The following is a 20,323-nucleotide window of genomic DNA, read 5'->3' as shown; positions in this document are numbered from 1 at the left end:
TCACGATTCCGGAGCCGCGAGAATCCGGAGCGTTATGAGCAGACATCCGCGCCGGGAGACGGCGCAGGAGACCGTGAGGATCCTCGAACGCGGCGACTACGTCGCGCCGTCCGGACGCACGGTCTCGATCGGCGACGGCCTGGCCCGCGCGGTCCAAGCCACCGTTCTGTACCGTCCGGACGAACTGGACGAGCTGCTGCGGCACCTGCCCGCCACAGAACCCGGCACTGAGACGCGCATCGAAGTCACTGACGAGACCACCCTCGCCGCCGCCAGCCGTCTGTGCGGCCCAGGAACCGTCCCGTTCGCGCTGAACTTCGCCTCTGCCAAGAACCCTGGCGGAGGGTTCCTGAACGGAGCGCACGCCCAGGAAGAGGGCCTGGCCCGCTCGTCCGGCCTGTACGCGTCGCTGCGTTCAGCCAGGGAGTTCTACGACTTCCACCGTGCGCAGGGCGACCTGCTCTACAGCGACCACATGATCTACTCACCGGACGTGCCGGTGTTCCGGAACGACGCGGGAACGCTGCTGGACGAGCCGTACGAAGTCGCGTTCCTGACGTCCCCGGCCCCTAACCGAGGCGCCATCCACGACGCCGCCAAGGCGGACCGGATCCGCGACGCGCTCCATCTGCGGGCCCGCAAACTCCTCGCCGTGGCACTGACCAACGGGCACCGGCGCCTGGTCCTCGGCGCCTGGGGATGCGGTGTCTTCCGCAACGATCCGCAAGAGGTCGCCGAGGTCTTCGCCGAGCTGCTGCGTCCGGGCCAAGAGTTCGCCGACCGTTTCGAGCACGTCGTCTTCGCGGTCTGGGACACCGCCAAGGGCGCCCCCAGGCACGCCGCCTTCCAGAACGTCTTCGCCTAAGCGCCGCCCGCGGTTCAGGCGGGCTCCGGCGCATCGACGTAGGACGCGATGCCCCGGATCAGGATGTCGAGGCCGAACTCGAAGCGCGCCTCGCCGCTCTCGCTGGTCAGCGCGTCCGCCATTGCGGCGACGTTCGGGTAGCGGTCGGCGGGCAGCGCCTTGAAGAACTCGCGGATCTCGCCCAGGTAGCCGTGGAGCTTCTCCATCGCCTCCGCGCCGCCGCTGAGCTTGGCCGCGTACATCGTGCCCTCGATGGCGTCGGCGTCCACGAACATGCCGAGGGTGTCGACCGCGAGCGCGGCGATCCTCGGGGGGACGCCACCCGCCCGCATGAGGGCGAGCTGCGCCTCGGCGATCGCGAGCAGGTTGGGGCCGGTGGGGATCAGCCCCATCGACACCTGCGCGATGTCGCGGTGCGAGGTGAACACGCGGCGGATCTCCACGGCCAGGTCCTTGAGCTGCTCCTGCCACCGCGCGGGGTCGGGCACGGGCAGCCTGACCTCGCCGGCGACGCGGTCGAGCATCAGCTCGCGGAGTTCCTCCCTGCCCGAGACGTGGGCGTAGAGGGAGGCCGCGCCGGTGCCCAGCTCCTGCGCGACGCGGCGCATGGTCGCCGCCTCCAGGCCCTCGGCGTCCAGGACGCGGATCGCGGCGTCGACGATCGCGTCCTGGGTGAGCGGCTGCCGGACGGGGGCCGCCTTGCGGGGCTTGCGTCCGGGCGGTGTCGGCATGTCCGGGCGTCCGTCGGCCACGGCGGGACCTCTCAACTCGCGATACATCTTGACTTTGGCGAAACGCGATATATCTTCTCTAAGCAAGAGAAGATATCCGGCACCGCCACGAACAGCGTATTTGACGCGAACGCTGTTCCTAGCTTAGAACAGCGTTCGTAACCAACGAACACTGTTCCCTGGAGAAGTCATGGCCGAGACGCTGTCACCCACCACGAAACACGCGGCGGAGGCCGCGTACCGCTGGCGCTGGATCGCCCTCTTCGTGATCCTCGCCGGCGAGACCATGGACATGCTGGACGCGCTGATCACCAACATCGCGGCCCCCACGATCCGCGCCGAGCTCGGCGGCTCGGCCGCCACCGTCCAGTGGCTCGCCGCCGGCTACACCCTGGCGATGGCGATCGGGCTCATCACGGGCGGACGCCTCGGCGACCTGTACGGGCGCAGGCGGATGTTCCTCATCGGCGCCGCCGGGTTCACGGTCGCCTCGCTGCTCTGCGGCATCGCCGTGTCGCCCGGGATGCTCGTCGGCGCCCGCGTCACGCAGGGCCTGTTCGGCGCGCTGATGCTGCCGCAGGGCATCGGGCTGATCAAGCAGATGTTCGCGCCGAAGGAGATGGCCGTCGCGTTCAGCCTGTTCGGGCCGGTCATGGGCCTGTCGTCGGTCGGCGGCCCGGTGCTGGCCGGATGGCTGATCGACGCCGACCTGTTCGGCACCGGCTGGCGGATGATCTTCCTGATCAACCTGCCGTTCGGCGCCGCCGCCGTCCTGGCCGGGCTGAGGTTCCTGCCCGCCGGGCGCTCCGAGCACGCGACCCGGCTCGACCTGGCGGGCGCGGCGCTCGCGTCCCTCGCCGCCGGGCTGCTGATCTACCCGCTCGTCCAGGGCCGCGAGCACGACTGGCCCGCATGGACGTTCCTGATGATGGCCGCCTCGCTCGCCGTCTGGGGCGTGTTCGCCTGGTACGAGTCCCGCAAGCAGCGCTCGGGCGGCGACCCGCTGATCGTCCCGAGCCTGTTCCGCAAGCGCGGCTTCACCGGCGGCCTGATCGTCGGCCTGGTGTTCTTCTCCGGCGTGGCGGGCCTCGGCCTGGTGCTGTCCCTGTTCTTCCAGATGGGGCTCGGCTTCTCGCCGCTCAAGGCCGGGCTCTCGCAGATCCCGTGGTCGGCCGGCATCGTCCTCGGGTTCGGCCTCGTGCAGGCCGTCCAGCGCTTCGGACGCAGGGTGATCCACGCCGGCGCCCTCATCATGGCCGCCGGCATCGCCGGGTTCCACGGCACGCTGCAGTACGCCGGAACCGACGTCACGCCGTGGCAGCTCGTCCCCGCGCTGACCGTGACCGGGCTCGGCATGGGGCTGCTGATGGGGCCGTTCTTCGACACCGCCCTCGCGGGCGTCGAGCCGGAGGAGACGGGCTCGGCGGGCGGCACGCTCACCGCCGTCCAGCAGCTCGGCGCGGCGCTCGGCGCGGCCGTCCTCGGGACGATCTTCTTCGGCCTGCTGGGCGGGCAGGTGACGAGCGCGGCGGACGGCGGCGCGGGCGGGCTGCGCCAGGACCTCGCCGCCGCGTCCGTCCCCGCAGCCCAACAGGACCGGATCGCGGACGGTCTGCGCGACTGCGGACACGACCGCGCCACCGCCAAGGACGCCGACGCCGTCCCGGCCTCCTGCCACCGGCTCCAGGACGACGTCAGGGCCGCGATCGCCGCCGCCCCGCAGTCGGCGCCCGCCGTCCGGAAGGCGGTCGCGGACGCAGGCGAGCACTCCGCCAGGGCCGGCTTCAGCGACGCCATGAAGATCACGCTGTGGGTCGAGGCCGGGCTCCTCGGCCTCACCTTCCTGGCGGCCTTCCTGCTGCCGATGCACGCCCGTCCAGAGGAGGAACCCGTCTGACCGGGCGCGACCGGACGTGAAAGGCCCGCGGCGGGGCGCTTCCCGCCGCGGGCCTCCGTACGTCTCGGGACTGTCAGAGCTTGGTCATGACCTCCGCGGCCAGCAGCTCCAGGTGCTCCAGGTCCTGCAGGTCGAGGACCTGCAGGTAGACGCGCTCGGCGCCCAGCTCCCCGAACCTGCCGATCTTGTCGACGAGTTCGCCCGGCGTGCCGGTCAGGCCGTTCGTCCGCAGCTCGGGCACCTGGCGTCCGATGGCGTCGGCGCGGCGCCGCACCTCCGCCTCGTCACGGCCGCAGCAGACGACCTGCGCGACCGAGTAGACGAGCGGCTTCGTCCGTCCCGCCTCGGCGCACGCCGCGCGGACCCGGTCGAACGCGGCACCCGTGTCCTCCGGCCGGTTGAACGGGACGTTGTACTCGTCGGCGTAGCGGGCGGCGAGCCGCGGCGTCCGCTTCGCCCCGGTCCCGCCGACGATGACCGGCGGGCCGCCCGCCTGGACGGGCTTGGGCAGCGCGGGCGACTCCGCCAGCGTGTAGTGCTCGCCGCTGAACGAGTAGGTCTCGCCGCCCGGCGTCCCCCACAGCCCGGTCAGGATCTCGAGCTGCTCCTCGAGGCGGGCGAATCGCTCCCCCAGGCTCGGGAACGGGATCCCGTACGCGGTGTGCTCCTCCTCGAACCAGCCCGTCCCGAGACCGAAGTCGACGCGTCCCCCGCTCATCTGGTCGACCTGCGCGACGGAGATCGCCAGCGGGCCGGGGTGCCGGAACGTCGCGGCCGTCACCAGCGTGCCGAGCCTGATCCGGCTGGTCTCCCTGGCCAGCGCGCCCAGGGTGATCCACGAGTCGGTCGGGCCCGGCTCGCCCGTCACGTCCCCCATCTTGACGTAATGGTCGGAGCGGAAGTACGCGTCGAACCCGAGGTCCTCCGCGGCCTTCGCGACGGCCAGTTGTGTCTCGTAGCTCGCCCCCTGCTGGGGCTCGGTGAAGATCCGAAGTCGCATGACCCCATCCTGCAACCCGTGCGACCCCGCCCGTGACACCGGGTCAGCGCCGCTTGGTGATCCGGGTGCGGACGACGGCGCCGTTGTTCGAGCGGTCGAGGTCGGTGGTCGGCGAGACCGCCGTCCATGTCGACCTCAGCACCGTCCCGGCCCGGACGCGATCGCGCGGAACCGCCGTGAGGTGCAGGGTCCTGGACTCGCCGGCCCGGAGGGCGCCCACCGCGCACACGTAGGCGCCGCGGGCGGGCACGCACGCGGTGTTCCGGCCGACGACCTTGATCGGCCCCTCGGACAGGACCATCACATTTCTGGCCGTGGCCGGGCCCTTGTTGCGGACCTTCATCGCGTACGGGATCTTCGCGCCGATCCGCGCCCTCGCCGGGGCGGACTTGGTGATGGCGAGATCGGCGGTGGCGGCGACCCGCACGGCCGGGAACCTCCTGGTGACGCGCGTCCCGGCCCAGGTCACCGTCCCGCTCGGGCTGATCTTCTGACCCGGCTTCGCCCGCTCGGCGACCGTCGCCCTGATCACGCCGCTGACCCTGGCGCCCCGCCGCACTGCGCCCAGGCGGCAGACGATCTTCCACCCGCTGGACGCGCAGTTCTTCTCACCGGACACGAACGCCAGCGACTTCGGCATCGTCATCCGGAACACCGCCTCGCGGGGCCTCGCCCTGCCGGTCAGCAGCTCCACCGTCTTGGATTTCCGGGGCTTGGCCTTGGCGGGCTTCGCCTTGCCCGTCTTCGCCTTGCCGGGCTTCCCGGATTTCGTCTTGCCGGGCTTCGCTTTGACGGTCTTCGGCCGGCTCCTCTCGGTCGCGCGGAACGTCCACTTCCACTCGTAGGTGCGTCCCGGGATCACGTCCGCCTTGGGGCCGGCCGTGCGGAGCACCGCGCCCTTCGGCTTCGGCTTCGCCTTCGGTTTCGCCTGCGTTCTCGGCCTCGGCGGCGGCTTGGGAGAAGCGTCCTGCCGCACCGGGTGCGCGGTCCGCGCCGGGCCGGCGGGCTCCGCCCCGGCCGCCGAGGGAACGACCGCCAGCAGCGGCGCGGCCGTCAGCAGGACGACACCGCGCACCTTCCATGTCCGGATCACAATGAGCCCCCCGTGGCCTGCGGTTCCTTCATATGGACATGTCCGTTGTAGCGACCGCCGGCCGCGCCGCCTAGCGCCGCGTCGGCGTGTCATCACAGACGGTGACCAGTGTTCCACGGACGCGCCGTCACGGAGAGTCATCCGGCTGATTCCGCTGCGCGATCACGGGTGCGCGTTGTTCAATCGGACGGACGGACCGAACCGCGACCCATGGAGTTGGCATGGCTGTCTTCGGCGTCGACTACGCGTGGGGCCGTCCCGGCACGTCCGCGCTGAAGCGCGCCGGGGCGAAGTTCGCGTGCCGCTACCTCTCGCATGACACGACCGGCAAGAACCTGACCCGCGCCGAGGCGGACGAGCTGTCCGAGGCGGGCATCTGGCTCGTGGTCGTCTGGGAGACCACCGCGAAGCGTCCCCTGGACGGACGGGCCGCGGGCGCCGCCGACGCCGTCGACGCCGCCGCGCAGGCCGAGGCGTGCGGCATGCCGGACGACCGCCCGATCTACTTCGCCGCCGACTGGGACGCCTCCCCCGGCCAGCAGGACGAGATCAACGCCTACCTGGACGGCGCCGCGAGCGTCATCGGCCGCGGCCGGGTCGGCCTGTACGCGGGCCATGGGCCGATGAAGCGCGCGTTCGACGCCGAGAAGATCGCCTACGGCTGGCAGACCTACGCCTGGTCGGGCGGCCGGTGGGACGCCCGCGCCCAGCTGCAGCAGTACTCCAACGACCACGAGATCAACGGCGTCGCCGTCGACTACGACCGCGCCGTCCACGGCGACTACGGGCAGTGGCGCGTCGGCGTCTCGCCCGAGGGAGACGACATGCCCGACTACGTGTCCGTCGGCACCGGCGACGGCCAGCAGGAACTTCCCCCGGCACGTGGACGGACGTCAGCTGGGGCAAGGAGTACTCCGACCAGGAGCACCAGCACTGGGACAAGGGCGGCCCGAGCCTGCTGACCGGGTCCGCCCGGTACAGCCTGTCCGTGGCGGCGACCGTCGGCGGCGTGCCCGCGGGCACGCTCATCCAGGCCCGCGCCGTCGAGGTGGAGATCGACGACGTGAGCAGGTTCGAGGCCGGTCCGGTGCAGGACTTCGTGTCCGTCGGCGACACGACCAACCTGGTGTACGGGCTGCCCGCCGACACCGTCGGGGAGGGCCGCCGGGTGCGTTTCCAGCTGATCCAGCACGGCGCCGCAGCGGCCGCCGTGACCCAGGGCAGCGCCAAGGTCTTCTTCTGGAGATGAGCGTCCGGAAAGACCCGGTAACTCAGCGGCCGCGTCCGCCCGGTTCGCCGTAGAGCGTCCGCAGGAACGCGAGCGCGATGCGCCGCTTCTCCCCGGGGTCGGTCCGCAGGTCGGCGAAGTAGGCGTTGAGCTCCGCGAGTTCGTGCGGCGTCTCGTCCGCGTCCGCCGGGTCCTGGCCGCCGAGCGGCTCCATCCCGTCGGCGATGCGGGCGAGGTCGCCCGCCCGCCACCGCAGCGCGTCCTCGATGGCGCCGCGGGTCCGCGCCTGCGGCCAGCGCTCCCCCGCCTCCAGGTTGTAGACCGTCTTGACCGTCACCCCGGCCCGCTCCGCGAGCTGCTCCTGCGTCAGCCCGAGCGACCCGCGCCTGGCCACCGCGTACTTGGCGACCCGCTCCCGGTCCACGTCCCCGGCCATGCCGCCCAGCATGCCGGAAACACCAGGAAACATCCACCGGGCCCCTCCCCAGGCTTCAGACGCGCCAGTTCTCCCGGTAGGCGGGGTGGTCGGCGTACGGCGACGCGAGGAGCCGCAGCGTCGTGCACCCGCCCTCCCGGACGCGCTCGCCGCACGCCTGGCAGACGCCCGTCCCGTTCATCCGCGAATGCAGTTCGAGCAGGCGCCGCTTCACCTGCACCTCCGCCACGACCCGCGCCGGCGAATGGCGCGCCATGTGCAGCGCGACGCCCTCCTTCACGAACGAGACGTCCAGCACGTGGTGCGGGCCGAACCCCGGACGGCTCTGCCACGGGTACTCGTTGATGCTCCGCAGCGAGACCGGCCTCTGCAGATGGTCCATCGGCCGCCGTCCCAGCCGGAGCCGCTCTCCGGAGTGCGTCTCGACCCACTGCCACCGCTCGTCCCCGGACAGGTCGGGCCCGCCGTTCGGACGGGACCGGTAGTCGGCCGCCCATCGCGCGGTGTCCTCGTCCTCGAAGAGCCGGGCCCGCAGGAACTCCACCAGATCACTCACAGCCGCTCCGTTCCGCCGTCGACGCGCCGACACCGATCCTGCCACCGCAAGATCACCCGGCGCGCGCCCGCACCCGCCCGGCGGGCGCGTCAGAAGTCGTCGGCGATGAACGGCGCGAGGGGGACGGCGAGCGCCGCGTCCAGGCGGGCGGCGGCGGACGGCGTGTGCTCGTCCACCACGCCGACGCGGACCAGGGCGGTCACGCGGTTGCCGCCCAGATAGACGGCGGCCAGGTCGGCGGCCGAAAAGGTCAGGTCAGGGGCCTCGGTCGTCCGCTCGCAGGCCGGTGCGGGGCCGGTCTTCAGCCGCCAGCGCCCCTCGTTCGCCGGGATGCGGGCGTCGCGGACCTCCAGGACGAACGCGTCGTCGGCGGCCCACGAACGGGCCCGCAACGCGGCGGGGACGTCGATCAGCCGGAGCCAGAGCGCGCCGTAGTCGCCCTTGATGTCGACCTGGTCGGGGTCGGCGGCCATGTGCGGGAGCAGGTCGTCCACCGGACGGCCCGGCGCGTGGATGCGGGAGGTGAGGTCGATCGACGCCAGGTACCGCCAGAGCGCGGCCTCGACCTGCGGCGTCTCGGCGACGAGGTCGGTGACCCGGACCGTCCGGTCCCCGCCGCCGTGGGTGCGGTAGACGGCGTACCCGGCCGGATGGACGACGGCGAGCGGCCCGGTGTAGCCGGGCGCGTCGCGGTCCACCTCGACGAAGACGGAACGCGACCACCATTCGGAGTCGCGCACCAGGCCGCCCGGCCGCGCGGCCAGCGCACGCGTGTAGATCGGGTCGAGGATCTCCGGGGCGGACCCGGGGTCGACCAGCCGGAGCGGCGCGGGATCGGGCGTGGTGCGGAGCTCCAGCGGACGGGACGTGTCGACGTCCATCGAGAGCGCGCGGGTCGCGAGACCGAAGCCGTACCGCCCGTAGATGATCCCCTGCGACGCCCAGAGCGCGGCGAGCGGACGACCCGCGGCGACCGCGTCCGCGTGCATCCGGTCCATCATGGACGTGAGCACGCCGCGGCGGCGATGGGTGGGCAGCACCCCGACGAACGTGACCGCCGAGCAGTCGAGGATCGCGCCCGGCACGGCGAGGCGCATCGGCATGGACGCGAGCTGCCCGATCAGGGCGCCGCCGTCATAGGCGCCGATGCGCTCGGCCCGGCGCACCGGCCACGATTCGCGCTCGTAGTCGTCCTCTCCGAAGCGCTGGTGGAACACCAGGCCGGCGAGGTCCACCATGCGGTCGGCGTCGCCCTCCGGGATCTCCTTGATTTCGATCACATGTCCACGGTAATCCGCGGCGCAACCCGTTTTCGCAGGTGGGCCGATCAGCCGCGGACGAGCGTGGCGAGGCACTCCACATGCTGGGTCATGGGGAAGGCGTCGAAGGCGCGGAGGGTCTCCAGCGTCCAGCCGCGCTCGCCGAAGTAGGCGAGGTCGCGGGCCAGGGTGGCGGGGTCGCAGGACACGTAGGCGATCTTGCGTCCGGCGATGCGGGTGATGTGCTCGACGACGTCGCGTCCCGCGCCGGTCCTGGGCGGGTCGAGGACGACGAGGTCGGCGCGCCGGACCCGCTCGCCGCGGTGGTGGCCGGCGCCGCGCTTGTTCTGCGCCTGCGACCCGGTGGACGCGCGGCCGAACTCCAGGTCGGCCACGACCTCCTCGACGGGGCCGCGCTCGACGGACACGTTCGGCAGGTCGCGCAGGTTGAACCGGGCGTCCCGGACGGCCTGCCCGTCGGACTCGACGCCGACGACGAGGCCGTCCCGCCCGACCCGGCCGGCGAGGACGCCGGCGAACAGGCCCGCGCCGCAGTACAGGTCGAGGACGATGTCGCCGGGCTTCGGTTCGAGCGCGTCCACGACGGCGTCGGCGAGCAGCTGCGCGGCGCCCGGGTGGACCTGCCAGAAGCCGCTGCCGCTGACCTGGTACAGGCGTCCGGACACCTCCTCGCGGACGTACGGGAGGCTCGCGCCGGGCTCGGGCTTGCCGCGGACGAGCCGGACCGGCACGTCCAGCCGCGGCACCTTGATCTTGCGGCGGTCGCGGCCGCGCAGCACGACCAGCCGGTCGCCGGTGGTCGCGGACACGATGCCCTCGACGCCGGTCGCGCCGGGCCAGCGCTTGCGCTCGATGCCCATCAGCTCCACGCCCGGGTGGGCGATCAGGCATTCGTCGATCGGCTCGATGTCGTGCGAGCGGTGCCGGCGCAGCCCGACGACCCCGCCCGAGACGGTGAACTGCACGCGGGTGCGCCAGCCCAGCCCGGGCGGCGGCGCCACCTCCGAATCGACGGGGTAGGGGACCTCCTCGACGGTGACCGTCCGGTCGATCCCGGCGAGGCGCTTGAGCTGCTCCTCGACGACGGCGGCCTTGAGGGCGCGCTGCGCGGGCAGGGAGGCGTGCTGCCAGTCGCAACCGCCGCAGCGGCCGGGGCCGGCGAACGGGCACGGCGGCTCGACCCGGTCCGGGGACGCCTCGATGATCTCCACGGCGTCGGCGCGCAGGAAGTTCTTCGCGCGCTCGGTGACGCGCGCCCGCACCCGCTCCCCCGGCAGCGCGTGCCGGACGAAGATCACGCGTCCCTCGTGCCGGGCGACGCAGAAGCCGCCGTTGGCGACGTTGCCGACCTCCAGTTCGAGGACGTCGGGCAGGTCGGGGACGTCGGGTTCCAGGTCAGTCACGGTCCGAAACACTACCCGTACCGGGACGCGACCCGGTCCGCGGCGGCCGCCGGGACGCGCCGGGCCCGGGCGGCTCGGCCCGCCCCTTGAGCCGGTCGGACGAGGCGAGCTGCCAGGGCACGCTGACCACCATCACGCCGGGCTGGAACAGCAGCCGGCCCTTGAGGCGCAAGGCGCTCTGGTTGTGCAGCAGGTGCTCCCACCAGTGGCCGACCACGTACTCGGGCAGGAAGACGGTCACGACGTCGCGCGGGCTCCTGCGGCGGACGCCCTTCACGTAGTCGAGGATCGGGCGGGTGATCTCGCGGTAGGGCGAGTCGAGGATCTTCAGCGGGGTGGGCAGGTCGAGGGCGTCCCACTCCTGCTGGAGCCGGGCCGACTCGGCGGCGTCCACGGACACGGTGACCGCCTCCAGGGTCGACGGCCGGGTGGCGCGGGCGTACGCCAGCGCCCGCAGCGTCGGCTTGTGGATCTTGGAGACGAGGACGATGGCGTGGTTGCGGGCGGGCAGCGCGATGTCCTCGCCGGTGGGCACCAGCTCCTCGGCGATCCGGTCGTAGTGCCGCCGGATGGCCTTCATCAGCAGGAAGATCAGCGGCATCGCGATGCAGACGATGTACGCGCCGTGGGTGAACTTGGTGATCAGCACGACGACCAGGACGAACCCGGTGGTGGAGCCGCCGATGGCGTTGATCACCCGCGACCGCATCATGTGCCGGCGCCGGGCCGGGTCGGTCTCGGTGCGCAGGTGCCGGTTCCAGTGCCGCACCATGCCGATCTGGCTGAGGGTGAACGACACGAACACGCCGACGATGTAGAGCTGGATGAGCTTGGTCACCTCGGCCTGGAAGGCGTACACGAGCAGGCCGGCCATCGTCGCGAGGATGATGATGCCGTTGCTGTAGGCCAGGCGGTCGCCGCGGGTGTGCAGCTGGCGCGGCAGGTAGCCGTCGCGGGCGAGGATCGAGCCGAGCACCGGGAACCCGTTGTAGGCGGTGTTGGCGGCGAGGAACAGGATGAGGGCCGTGACCGCCGCGATGTAGATGAACGGGATCGAGCCGTCCCCGAACACCGCGGACGCGACCTGGGTCAGGATCGGCTCCTGGACGTAGCTCTCGCCCACCGGCGAACCGTCCCGCACCAGGTCGACCGCCGGATTCTCGGCGACCCGGACGTCCGAGCTCAGCGCCAGGGCGATCACGCCGCAGAACATCGTGACCGCGATGAGGCCCATCATGAGCAGGGTCGTGGCGGCGTTGCGGCTCTTCGGCCTGCGGAACGCGGGCACGCCGTTGCTGATCGCCTCCACGCCGGTGAGGGCGGCGCACCCGGACGAGAACGCCCGGAGCAGGAGGAACACCACGGCGAGGCCCGCCAGGTCGTGCTGCTCGGCCCGGATCTCAAGGTCGGCGGTGGGCGCGGTGAGATCGTCGCCCATGACGCCGATGCGGAACACGCCGAACACCACCATCGCCAGGACGCCGATCACGAAGGCGTAGGTGGGGAAGGCGAAGAACGTTCCGGACTCGCGGACGCCGCGCAGGTTCGTCACCGTGAGCAGCACGATGATCGCGAGCGCCGCGATCACCGGGTTCTCCCCGATCCAGGGGATGGCCGAGCCGATGTTCTCCACTCCGGACGAGACCGACACCGCGACGGTGAGCACGTAGTCGACCATGAGGGCGCTGGCCACGGTGAGCCCGGCGTTCGGCCCCAGGTTCACGGTGGCGACCTCGTAGTCGCCGCCGCCGCTGGGGTAGGCGTGCACGTTCTGCCGGTACGAGGCGACCACCACGGCCATCAGGAGGACGATGGCCAGCGCGATCCACGGGCCGTAGGCGTAGAAGGAGGCCCCCGCCACGGCGAGCATCATCAGCAGTTCCTGCGGCGCGTACGCGACCGAGGACAGCGGGTCGCTCGCGAAGATCGGGAGAGCGACGCGCTTGGGGAGCAGCTGCTCGTGCAGCTGGGTGCTGCGGAGCGCCCTTCCCAGCAGCAGGCGCTTCACAAGGTCCGGAGCCTTTGACACGAGAGGAGACTCTAGCCCTTGGACATGACGCCGCCGTCCCGCCCCCGCGGCCGGGACGGACGGGCCGTACCGGGTAGTACTCGCCTGGGCGGATGTGTAGGTTTGCAGCCCGGTAGGGATCATTCACTGGAAACGTTCCCCGGGTGCGGCACGGCATGGGCGGTCGGTGACGGGTGCCGTGCACGGCGCGGGGGGTACAGGGGGAGCGTCCCCCTGGACGGACAGAGGGAACGGCCGTGCATATCGTGATCATGGGATGCGGGCGGGTCGGTTCGACGCTCGCCCACATCCTGGAGGACAAGGGTCACTCGGTGGCCATCATCGACCAGAACCCGGAGGCGTTCCGCCGCCTGCGCAGCGGGTTCCGGGGCCGCCGCATCACCGGTTTCGGGTTCGACCGCGACGTGATCGCCGAGGCGGGCATCGAGCGCGCGTCCGCGTTCGTGGCCGTCAGCAGCGGCGACAACTCCAACATCATCTCCGCGCGGGTGGCGCGGGAGACGTTCGGCGTCGACAACGTGGTCGCCCGGATCTACGACCCGCGCCGCGCGGAGGTGTACCAGCGCCTCGGCATCCCCACGGTCGCGACCGTCCGGTGGACCGCCGACCAGATCCTGCGGCGGCTGCTCCCCGAGGGCGCCGAGCCGCTGTGGCGCGACCCGACCGGCGCGGTCGTCCTCGCCGAGCTGGACTCCGGGCACCTGTGGGTGGGCGAGAAGGTCGGCGCGCTGGAGGAGCACGCGGGCACGCGGGTGGCGTTCCTGTCGCGGATGGGCGAGGCCCTCGTCCCGGACCGGGACACCGTGATCCAGGACGGAGACATCGTGCACATCATGGCGGGCGCCGACGACGTCGAGCGCGTGAACCTCGCCGTCGCGGCGCGGGACGGGGAGGAGTCCTGATGCGGGTCGCGATCGCCGGGGCGGGCGCGGTGGGCCGGTCCATCGCCCAGGAGCTGCTGGAGAACGGGCACGAGGTCCTCCTGATCGACAAGAGCCCCAAGGCCATCAAGGTGGAGATGGTGCCGCGCGCCGAGTGGCTGCTGGCCGACGCGTGCGAGATCTCCGCGCTGGACGACGCGGCGCTGGAGCGCTGCCAGGTGGTGGTGGCCTCGTCCGGCGACGACAAGGTCAACCTGGTGGTGTCGCTGCTCGCCAAGACCGAGTACGGGGTGCCGCGGGTGGTGGCCCGGATCAACCATCCGAACAACGAGTGGCTGTTCAACGAGTCGTGGGGCGTGGACGTGGCGGTGTCGACGCCGCGGCTGCTGTCCGCGCTGGTGGAGGAGGCGGTCAGCGTCGGCGACCTCGTCCGGCTGATGACGTTCCGGCAGGGCGAGGCGAACCTGGTGGAGCTGACGCTGCCAGAGGACGCGCCGCTCGGCGGGGAGCGGGTCGGGTCGGTGGCCTGGCCGCGCGACACGGCGCTGGTGGCGATCCTGCGCGAGGGCCGGGTGCTGGTCCCGACGTCCGACGACACGCTCGAACCGGGCGACGAGCTGATGTTCGTCGCCAGCCAGGACGTGGAAGACGAGCTCGCGGAGCTGCTCGGCGGCCACTGACCCAGTGACCGGACGCACCGGACCCGCCCGGCCCTCGGCTAGGCGGGTTCTTTGCGTTCTATGGGGGTGCGGCCGCGGGCGAGGAGCCAGACCATGGCCGCGAGCGCCGCCACCTGCAGCGGCCAGCCCATCACGATCTTGGCGGCGCCGAGCAGGCCGCTCTGGTCGCCGTCGGCGAGGTAGATCGGGTACTGGACGGCGACCCGCGCCGCGCACGGCAGCACCAGCAGCCAGGTGAGCTTCGAGCACAGCTTCACGATGCCGGGGTCGCGGCGCCATTCGGTCGGGTCGCCGGTGACGGTGCCGATGATGAAGCCGACGACCGGCCACCGCACCGCGATCGAGAAGATCATCGCGGCGGCGTAGCCGGCGTTGAGCAGGATGCCGGGTAGGAACGCGTCCTCGGCCTTGCCCGAGCGCAGCGCGAAGAACGCGGCGATCGCGATGCCGACCAGGCTGTTCAGGACGAACTGCGGGTTGGAGCGCTGCGCGATCCGGACGGCGAGCAGCAGCACGGCCGCGCCGATTCCGGCGGCGACGGCGGGCTTGATCTCGTCCGTCGTGACGTAGGTGCCGGTGAACGCGATGGTGGGGACGGCGGCCTCGATCATGCCGCGGACGCCGCCGAGCGCCTTGGTGAGCTGGGCGCGCACGGCCGCCTCGACGGTGTCGTGCGCGGCCTTCTCCTTCTCCGGCGCGGCGGACGTGCTCGACGTGCCGGGCTCCGCGGGCGCTTCGGGCGTCGCGGCCGTCGCCCCGGGCTTGCCGGACGCGGCGGGATCCCCGGTCTCGGTGTCCACGCCGTCCTCCCGGCTCGCTTCGACTTCGCTCACGTCGCACTCCCGGCCGCTCGCCGCGGCCTCATGAACCGCCGCGCAGCTCGTATCGCGGATTGAACATGACCTTGCGCCCGTCCTGCGTGCTCACCAGCCCCTCGGCGCGCAGCATGCGCCCCGGGTCGATGCCGGCGATCTTGCGGCGGCCGAGCCAGACCAGGCTGATCACGTCGGTGCCGTCGTACAGCTCGGCCTCCAGGGCCGGGGCGCCGCCCCGCGGGCGGAGCGTCACCGTACGTAGCGTACCCGCGACGCAGTGGCGCTTGCGCTCGGCGCACTCGGTGATCGGCGTCGCGCCTTCGTGGCCCGAGGATTTCTGCAGGTCCTCGGCTTCGAGCTCGGCGTTGCTCGACGCCATGCGCCGGAGGAAGCGGCGCAGCCCGCCCTTCCCGCGCTCGGCCGATGCCTCGTCCATGCCTCGAAGCGTATGGCATCACCGGACGAATCGGACCCCTTGCCCCGCCCTCGATCGGTTCCCGCTCCGAAGGACTTGGAATGAAGCATTCCGTTCTGCTATTATCGGAACAGAGCATTCCGCTCCGACAGGAAGGAAGAGCCGTGACCGCCACGCTCGACACCCCCGTCTCGCCATCTGAGACGCGCTCCGACGTCCGCACGGAGAGCACCGCCGCCCCGCATCCGCGCCGCTGGCTCGGACTCTCCGCGGTCCTGGCCGCCACCCTGCTGAACCTGCTCGACTCCACCGTCGTGAACGTGGCCGCGCCCGCGATCCGCGCGGACCTCGGCGGGTCCTACTCCGCGCTGCAGTGGATGGCGGCCGGGTACACGCTCGCCCTCGCCGTGGCGCTGCTCACCGGCGGCCGGCTCGGCGACATGTTCGGCCGCAAGCCCGTCCTGCTGGCGGGGGCCGCCGGGTTCCTGGCCACCTCGGTGGCCTGCGCCTTCGCCTGGTCGCCGGAGAGCCTGATCGCCGCGCGGGTCGCGCAGGGGCTGTGCGCCGCGGTGATGATCCCGCAGGGCTTCGGGCTGGTCCGCGACCTGTTCGGCGCCAAGGACGTCGGCAAGGCGTTCGCGCTGCTCGGCCCGGTGATCGGGCTGGCCACGATCCTCGGCCCGGTGGTCGCCGGGCTGCTGGTCGACGCCGACCTGTTCGGCACCGGCTGGCGCGCGATCTTCCTGATCAACGTCCCGGTCGGCGCGTACGCGCTGGTCGTGGGCGCGCGGGTACTGCCCGCCCCGACCCGGTCGCAGGCCGACCGCTCCGGCGGTCTGGACGTCACCGGCATGCTGCTCGGCGGGCTCGGCATGAGCATGCTGGTCTACCCGCTCGTCCAAGGCCGCGAGCTGGGCTGGCCGATCTGGTCGCTGGCGCTGCTCGCCGGGTCGGCGCCCGTCCTCGCCGTGTTCGCGCTGCACCAGCTGCGCCGCGCCCGCCGCGGCCGGACGCCGCTCGTCCGGCTGAGCGTGTTCGCCAACCGCTCCTACAGCTCCGGCGTCCTGTTCGTCGTCGTCTTCTTCGGGCTGATCACCGGGTTCTCGCTCGCCGTCGGGCTGTTCCTGCAGCTCGGGCTCGGCTACACGCCGCTCGCCGCGAGCCTGGCGATGGCGTCCTGGGCGATCGGCGCGTTCGCCGGGTCTGCGTTCGGCAGCATGGCCATGACCGGCCTCGGCCGGAACGTCCTGCACATCGGGCTCGGCATGATGCTCGCCGGGCTGGCCGCCCTGTACGCGGTGTTCGAGACGGCCGGGACGGGCCTCGGCGGCTGGCACCTGGCCGCGCCGCTGCTGCTCTTCGGCGCCGGAATGGGGATGATCTTCGTCCCGCTGTTCGACATCATCGTCGCGGGCATCGCCGACCACGAGGTCGGGTCCGGGTCGGCGGCGCTGGAGTCGATCCAGCAGCTGGGCGCCTCGCTCGGCATCGCGATCCTCGGCACCGTGTTCTTCGGCGCGATCGGCGCGCCGGTGGCCGGGCACTTCGACCCGTCCGCCGCGCTGGACGCCGCCAAGCGGGTCGCCGAGCTGACGATCGCCCTCACCGCGGTCGCCTTCCTGGTCGCGTTCCTGCTCCCCCGCCGGGCCCGCTCGCACTGACCCGGCCCGCCGAACTCGCCGTCCGCACCGGGCGGCGTTTTCGGCGTTTCCGGGCCGTCAGGTGCGGCGGACGCGCGAAGCGGCCATCGCGGTGAAGTAGCCGATCTCGGGGATCTTCATCAGCCTGGCGGTGACCACGTACAGGGCTCCGCCGCCGAGGCCGCCGACGACTACGGTCAGCAGGGCGGGGAGCCGGTCGCCCGGCAGATGCCCGAAACCCCAGACGACCGCCGCCGCGAACGCGACGGCGGGCAGCGCGGCCAGATGCAGGCGCGTGAGCGCGCGGAGGATGCGGCGTCCGTCCATCCCGCCGAGCCGCCTGCGCAGGACGAGCGCCGCGCCCGTCGCGCCCGCCAGGTAGAACAGCCCGTAGGCGACGGGCAGCCCGAGCACGACCTGCCGCGCCGGGACGAGCCACAGCAGCGCGAGCGCCGTGACCGCCTGCGTGATCCCCGCCGGAATGGCGATCAGACCGGGCGTGCGGGTGTCGCCCATGGCGTAGAAGACGCGCATCAGGAGCTGGTGCAGGGTGAACGGCAGCACCATCACGGCGAACACCATGAGGACGACGCCGATGCGGCGCGCCCCGTCCACGCTGAGGCTGCCGTAGGCGAAGAACGTGACGGAGCCGGGGATCGCGAACACGAGCATCCCGAGCCAGAGCGGGACGAGCAGCGCGCAGGCCAGCCGCAGGCCGCGGGAGAAGTCGTCCCGGACGAGGTCGCGCCGCCCGTCCGCGACGTGCGCGCTCATCCTCGGCAGCAGCGCCGTGATCACCGACACCGCGATGATCGCGTACGGGAGCTGGAACACCACGAGCGCGAACTTGTAGGTGGCGAGCCCGCTCCCCGAGACCGGACGGCCCGCCGCCTCGGCCGCCCGCTCGGCGGCGCGCGTCGCGACGTTCGCGGTCATGAGGACGCCCACCTGCGCGACGACGATGTAGAGCAGCATCCACGACGCGGCCCGCACCGCCTCGCCGAGCCCGGAGCCGCGCAGGTCGAGGCGCGGGCGCCAGCGGAACCCGGCGGACCGGAGCGTCCACGCGAGGACGGCGCTCTGCGCGATCGTGCCGAACGCGGAGCCGACGCCGATGAGGGCGAGCTGGCCGTCGGTGACGGTGTCGGCGGTCCGGCCGCGTCCGGCGACCCAGAGGAACAGCAGGCCCGCCGCCATCGTGATCAGGTTGTTGACGACCGGCGCCCACATCGGCGCCCCGAACCGGCGCCGGACGTTCAGCAGCGTGCTCGCCAGCCCGCTGACGCCGATGAAGAAGATCTGCACGAGCAGCAGCCGGGTGAGCAGCACGGCCACCTCGCGCTGCCGCCCCTCGTACCCGCCCGCGTACAGGGAGATCAGCTGGTCGGCGGCGAGCACGGCCACGGCGGTCAGGACGGCGAGGGCCAGCAGGACGACGCCGAGCAGCCGCCGCTCCGTCGCCGCTCCCCCGTCGGCGTCCCGCATCCGCCGCTTGACCAGGAACGGGACGAAGACGCTCGCGAGGAGCCCGCCGAGCAGCAGCTCGTACACCGTGTACGGGATCATCTCGGCGGCCTGGTAGGCGTCGCCGAGCAGCGCGGTGCCGAGCGCCGCGCCGATCACGACCGTGCGGAGGAAGCCGGTGGCGCGGGAGAAGACCGTCCCGATCGCCATCACGGCGCTGGAGTGCGCGACGCCGGGCGGCGCGGCCTGCGCGGCGCCGCCGATCTCGTCGCCCTCCGAGCCGGGCCGGTCGGCGGTCCCCGGGTCGCCGACGTCGCCGGGATCGCGGAGCGGGACGAGCCCGGTCTCCGGCTCGCCGGGCGGCTCCGCGCGCTCCGCCTCGGCGATGACCAGCGGCATGAGCACGCGACGTCTCTCGGGTTCGTCCAGTCCTTCGGGCTCGTCCACCTTCACCACCCCCGGAGGCGCCAGTATGCCCCGCGGGGTGCCCACCCTCTACGGATGAGCACCCCACGGGGCCTTGCGGGAAACGCGGCCGCCCGCCTGCTGGTCAGTTGAGCGCCGCCTCGACCGCGGGGACCCGGACCGCCTTGCGGGTCGCGGCGTAGGCCGTGGCCCCGGTGAGGACGGCGGCGAGCGCGACCACCGCGAGGTAGGTCCACACGCTTCCGTCCGGGGTGGCCGAGTCGCGGCGGGCGAGGCCGAACGGCACGATCGTGAAGACCGACGCGACCGTCCCGACCAGCACGCCGGTGACGGTCAGCACCGCCGACTCCACCGCCACGCCGCCGAGCACCTGGCCGGGCGTCGCGCCCGCGAGCCGCGTCTGGCCGAACTCGCGGCGGCGGTGCGCGGTCGCCGCGATCAGCGTGTTCACCAGCATGATCGCGGTGAACAGCACCACCATCCCGATGACGACGAAATTGAGCGTCTCGATGTTCTTCTGCTCGCTGGTCTTGGCGAGCCCGGCCGCGTCCAGCGCCGCGTTCTCGGTGGACTGCAGGAACAGCGTGCCGACCGCCGTCGCGACGAACAGGATGACCGGCGTGACCGCGGAGGCGAGCGCGCTCGTCCGGCGGCTCATGGTGTCGGCCGCGAGGCCGCCGGCGGCGCCGCCGAGCAGCCGCAGCGGACCCGCCACCAGCGCCGTCACCCGCCGCATGATGGCCGGGGCGAGCAGCGACAGCCCGATCGCGGCGAAGATGTCCGCCTGCCCGGACGTCGCCATGGCCATGCTGTCGTCCTCCATCACGGTCACGGTGATGACCGCCTGCTGGACGGCGACCAGAAGGAAGATCACCGCGAACACGATGCGCTTCCTGCTCAGCTTGCCGGTGTCGACGGCCGCGTCCGCCAGCGACTCCGTCACCCGGACGCGGGTCGTGCGGCGCGCGGTGATCAGTGCGGCGCCGACGGCGGACACGACGGTGATCCCGATGCCCATCGACACCGCGATCGGCCCGAAGGTGTACCCGACGTCCGCCGGGACCTGGCCGGTGTCGTGCAGCATGCCCAGCAGCCCGCGGCCGACCAGCATCCCCGGGACGATCCCGAGCAGCGCCGCCGCCACCGCCAGCCCCGCCGCCTCGCCGACGATCATCCGGCCGAGCTGCGCCGGGGTCGCGCCGACGCTCTTCAGCAGCGCCATCTCCGCGGCGCGCTGCCGGACGGACAGGGTCAGCGTCGAGGTGACCGCGAAGACCACCAGCAGCAGGCCCCACCCGCCGACGACGTTCGCCATCGTGACGAGCGTCTCCCTGGCCGGCCCGGTCGCGCCGCTCGCCTCCGCCGTGTCCAGCATCGACGCGAAACCCATGATGATCGCCGAGCCGAGGAACATCGCGAGGAAGCTCGCGACGAACGCCCCGGTCCGCTTGCGCAGTGAACTCATCGCCAGCTGGAACATCTCC

Annotated in this window: 19 protein-coding genes; 7 read left to right on the top strand and 12 right to left on the bottom strand. The window is 72.4% G+C overall.

The genetic code is table 11. The features are described 5' to 3' along the window. Positions 1-34: 34 nt before the first annotated feature. Positions 35-865, top strand: a complete 831-nt coding sequence (locus E1287_RS09775; protein WP_131964538.1) for a TIGR02452 family protein — start codon at positions 35-37, stop codon at positions 863-865. Between the two features lie 14 nt (positions 866-879). Here the strand turns inward: E1287_RS09775 and E1287_RS09770 are convergent, their stop codons facing one another. Further along, positions 880-1,617 (bottom strand): TetR/AcrR family transcriptional regulator C-terminal domain-containing protein, encoded by a 738-nt coding sequence (locus tag E1287_RS09770; protein ID WP_243718794.1) that lies wholly within the window; start codon positions 1,615-1,617, stop codon positions 880-882. Positions 1,618-1,786: 169 nt separating this feature from the next. On the opposite strand from E1287_RS09770, the gene E1287_RS09765 reads away from it, so the two are divergent. Further along, positions 1,787-3,493: an MFS transporter gene (locus tag E1287_RS09765; RefSeq protein ID WP_131964537.1), complete on the top strand. Its 1,707-nt coding sequence runs from the start codon at positions 1,787-1,789 to the stop codon at positions 3,491-3,493. Positions 3,494-3,566: 73 nt separating this feature from the next. Here the strand turns inward: E1287_RS09765 and E1287_RS09760 are convergent, their stop codons facing one another. Further along, positions 3,567-4,493, bottom strand: coding sequence for an LLM class F420-dependent oxidoreductase (locus E1287_RS09760; RefSeq protein ID WP_131964536.1), 927 nt, complete (start codon positions 4,491-4,493; stop codon positions 3,567-3,569). Positions 4,494-4,536: 43 nt separating this feature from the next. Beyond that, positions 4,537-5,586, bottom strand: coding sequence for a DUF11 domain-containing protein (locus E1287_RS09755; protein WP_131964535.1), 1,050 nt, complete (start codon positions 5,584-5,586; stop codon positions 4,537-4,539). Positions 5,587-5,807: 221 nt separating this feature from the next. Here E1287_RS09755 and E1287_RS09750 point away from each other — a divergent pair, with 221 nt between their 5' ends. Together E1287_RS09750 and E1287_RS45500 are read left to right on the top strand one after the other, a co-directional pair. Further along, positions 5,808-6,548, top strand: a complete 741-nt coding sequence (locus tag E1287_RS09750; protein WP_243718793.1) for a glycoside hydrolase domain-containing protein — start codon at positions 5,808-5,810, stop codon at positions 6,546-6,548. Between the two features lie 26 nt (positions 6,549-6,574). Continuing rightward, complete coding sequence (locus E1287_RS45500; protein WP_243718791.1) at positions 6,575-6,835, top strand: hypothetical protein; 261 nt, start codon at positions 6,575-6,577, stop codon at positions 6,833-6,835. A gap of 22 nt (positions 6,836-6,857) precedes the next feature. Here the strand turns inward: E1287_RS45500 and E1287_RS09745 are convergent, their stop codons facing one another. The 5 genes from E1287_RS09745 to E1287_RS09725 form a co-directional block, all read right to left on the bottom strand. After that, complete coding sequence (locus E1287_RS09745) at positions 6,858-7,283, bottom strand: helix-turn-helix transcriptional regulator (RefSeq protein WP_131964534.1); 426 nt, start codon at positions 7,281-7,283, stop codon at positions 6,858-6,860. A gap of 22 nt (positions 7,284-7,305) precedes the next feature. Then, entirely contained in the window at positions 7,306-7,806 is a 501-nt protein-coding gene (locus E1287_RS09740; RefSeq protein ID WP_131964533.1) for a DUF6221 family protein, read from the bottom strand. Positions 7,807-7,895: 89 nt separating this feature from the next. Beyond that, the gene (locus E1287_RS09735) at positions 7,896-9,086 is read right to left on the bottom strand and encodes a GNAT family N-acetyltransferase (RefSeq protein WP_207934110.1); all 1,191 of its coding nucleotides are present in this window, start codon (positions 9,084-9,086) and stop codon (positions 7,896-7,898) included. 47 nt (positions 9,087-9,133) lie between these two features. After that, positions 9,134-10,489 carry a class I SAM-dependent RNA methyltransferase gene (locus E1287_RS09730; protein ID WP_131964532.1) on the bottom strand — a complete coding sequence of 452 codons (1,356 nt, stop codon included), beginning with the start codon at positions 10,487-10,489 and terminating at the stop codon, positions 9,134-9,136. Beyond that, entirely contained in the window at positions 10,482-12,518 is a 2,037-nt protein-coding gene (locus E1287_RS09725) for an APC family permease (RefSeq protein WP_131964531.1), read from the bottom strand. Before E1287_RS09725 ends, E1287_RS09730 begins: the two co-directional genes overlap by 8 nt. Before the next feature lie 236 nt (positions 12,519-12,754). On the opposite strand from E1287_RS09725, the gene E1287_RS09720 reads away from it, so the two are divergent. Then, positions 12,755-13,420, top strand: a complete 666-nt coding sequence (locus E1287_RS09720) for a TrkA family potassium uptake protein (RefSeq protein WP_131964530.1) — start codon at positions 12,755-12,757, stop codon at positions 13,418-13,420. Beyond that, a complete protein-coding gene (locus tag E1287_RS09715) occupies positions 13,420-14,079 on the top strand; it encodes a TrkA family potassium uptake protein (protein WP_131964529.1) in 660 nt (219 codons plus the stop codon). Before E1287_RS09720 ends, E1287_RS09715 begins: the two co-directional genes overlap by 1 nt. Before the next feature lie 38 nt (positions 14,080-14,117). Here E1287_RS09715 and E1287_RS09710 read toward each other — a convergent pair whose 3' ends face one another. Together E1287_RS09710 and E1287_RS09705 are read right to left on the bottom strand one after the other, a co-directional pair. Then, a complete protein-coding gene (locus E1287_RS09710) occupies positions 14,118-14,732 on the bottom strand; it encodes a DUF3159 domain-containing protein (RefSeq protein ID WP_207934112.1) in 615 nt (204 codons plus the stop codon). Positions 14,733-14,940: 208 nt separating this feature from the next. Continuing rightward, on the bottom strand, positions 14,941-15,330 hold the full coding sequence (locus E1287_RS09705) for an OB-fold nucleic acid binding domain-containing protein (RefSeq protein WP_131964528.1): 390 nt from the start codon (positions 15,328-15,330) through the stop codon (positions 14,941-14,943). A gap of 143 nt (positions 15,331-15,473) precedes the next feature. On the opposite strand from E1287_RS09705, the gene E1287_RS09700 reads away from it, so the two are divergent. Beyond that, positions 15,474-16,970, top strand: coding sequence for an MFS transporter (locus tag E1287_RS09700; protein WP_207934109.1), 1,497 nt, complete (start codon positions 15,474-15,476; stop codon positions 16,968-16,970). A 57-nt stretch (positions 16,971-17,027) separates the two neighbouring features. Here E1287_RS09700 and murJ read toward each other — a convergent pair whose 3' ends face one another. After that, complete coding sequence (murJ, locus tag E1287_RS09695) at positions 17,028-18,860, bottom strand: murein biosynthesis integral membrane protein MurJ (RefSeq protein WP_347813962.1); 1,833 nt, start codon at positions 18,858-18,860, stop codon at positions 17,028-17,030. Between the two features lie 103 nt (positions 18,861-18,963). Next, positions 18,964-20,319 (bottom strand): FtsX-like permease family protein, encoded by a 1,356-nt coding sequence (locus E1287_RS09690; RefSeq protein ID WP_131964526.1) that lies wholly within the window; start codon positions 20,317-20,319, stop codon positions 18,964-18,966. Between the last annotated feature and the right edge of the window lie 4 nt (positions 20,320-20,323).

It is taken from the genome of Actinomadura sp. KC06 (assembly GCF_004348735.1).
In the GTDB taxonomy this organism is placed as follows: Bacteria; Actinomycetota; Actinomycetes; order Streptosporangiales; family Streptosporangiaceae; genus Spirillospora.
Note: the sequence above shows the minus strand (reverse complement) of the source record. Positions and strands in the feature narration are given on the sequence as shown.

Bases quoted from the DNA above. Each gene is read 5' to 3' on its own strand.
- E1287_RS09775 (WP_131964538.1), top strand. From the start codon at position 35: ATGAGCAGACATCCGCGCCGGGAGACGGCGCAGGAGACCGTGAGGATC.
- E1287_RS09765 (WP_131964537.1), top strand. From the start codon at position 1,787: ATGGCCGAGACGCTGTCACCCACCACGAAACACGCGGCGGAGGCCGCG.
- E1287_RS09760 (WP_131964536.1), bottom strand. From the start codon at position 4,493: ATGCGACTTCGGATCTTCACCGAGCCCCAGCAGGGGGCGAGCTACGAG.
- E1287_RS09750 (WP_243718793.1), top strand. From the start codon at position 5,808: ATGGCTGTCTTCGGCGTCGACTACGCGTGGGGCCGTCCCGGCACGTCC.
- E1287_RS09745 (WP_131964534.1), bottom strand. From the start codon at position 7,283: ATGTTTCCTGGTGTTTCCGGCATGCTGGGCGGCATGGCCGGGGACGTG.
- E1287_RS09715 (WP_131964529.1), top strand. From the start codon at position 13,420: ATGCGGGTCGCGATCGCCGGGGCGGGCGCGGTGGGCCGGTCCATCGCC.
- E1287_RS09705 (WP_131964528.1), bottom strand. From the start codon at position 15,330: ATGGACGAGGCATCGGCCGAGCGCGGGAAGGGCGGGCTGCGCCGCTTC.
- E1287_RS09690 (WP_131964526.1), bottom strand. From the start codon at position 20,319: ATGTTCCAGCTGGCGATGAGTTCACTGCGCAAGCGGACCGGGGCGTTC.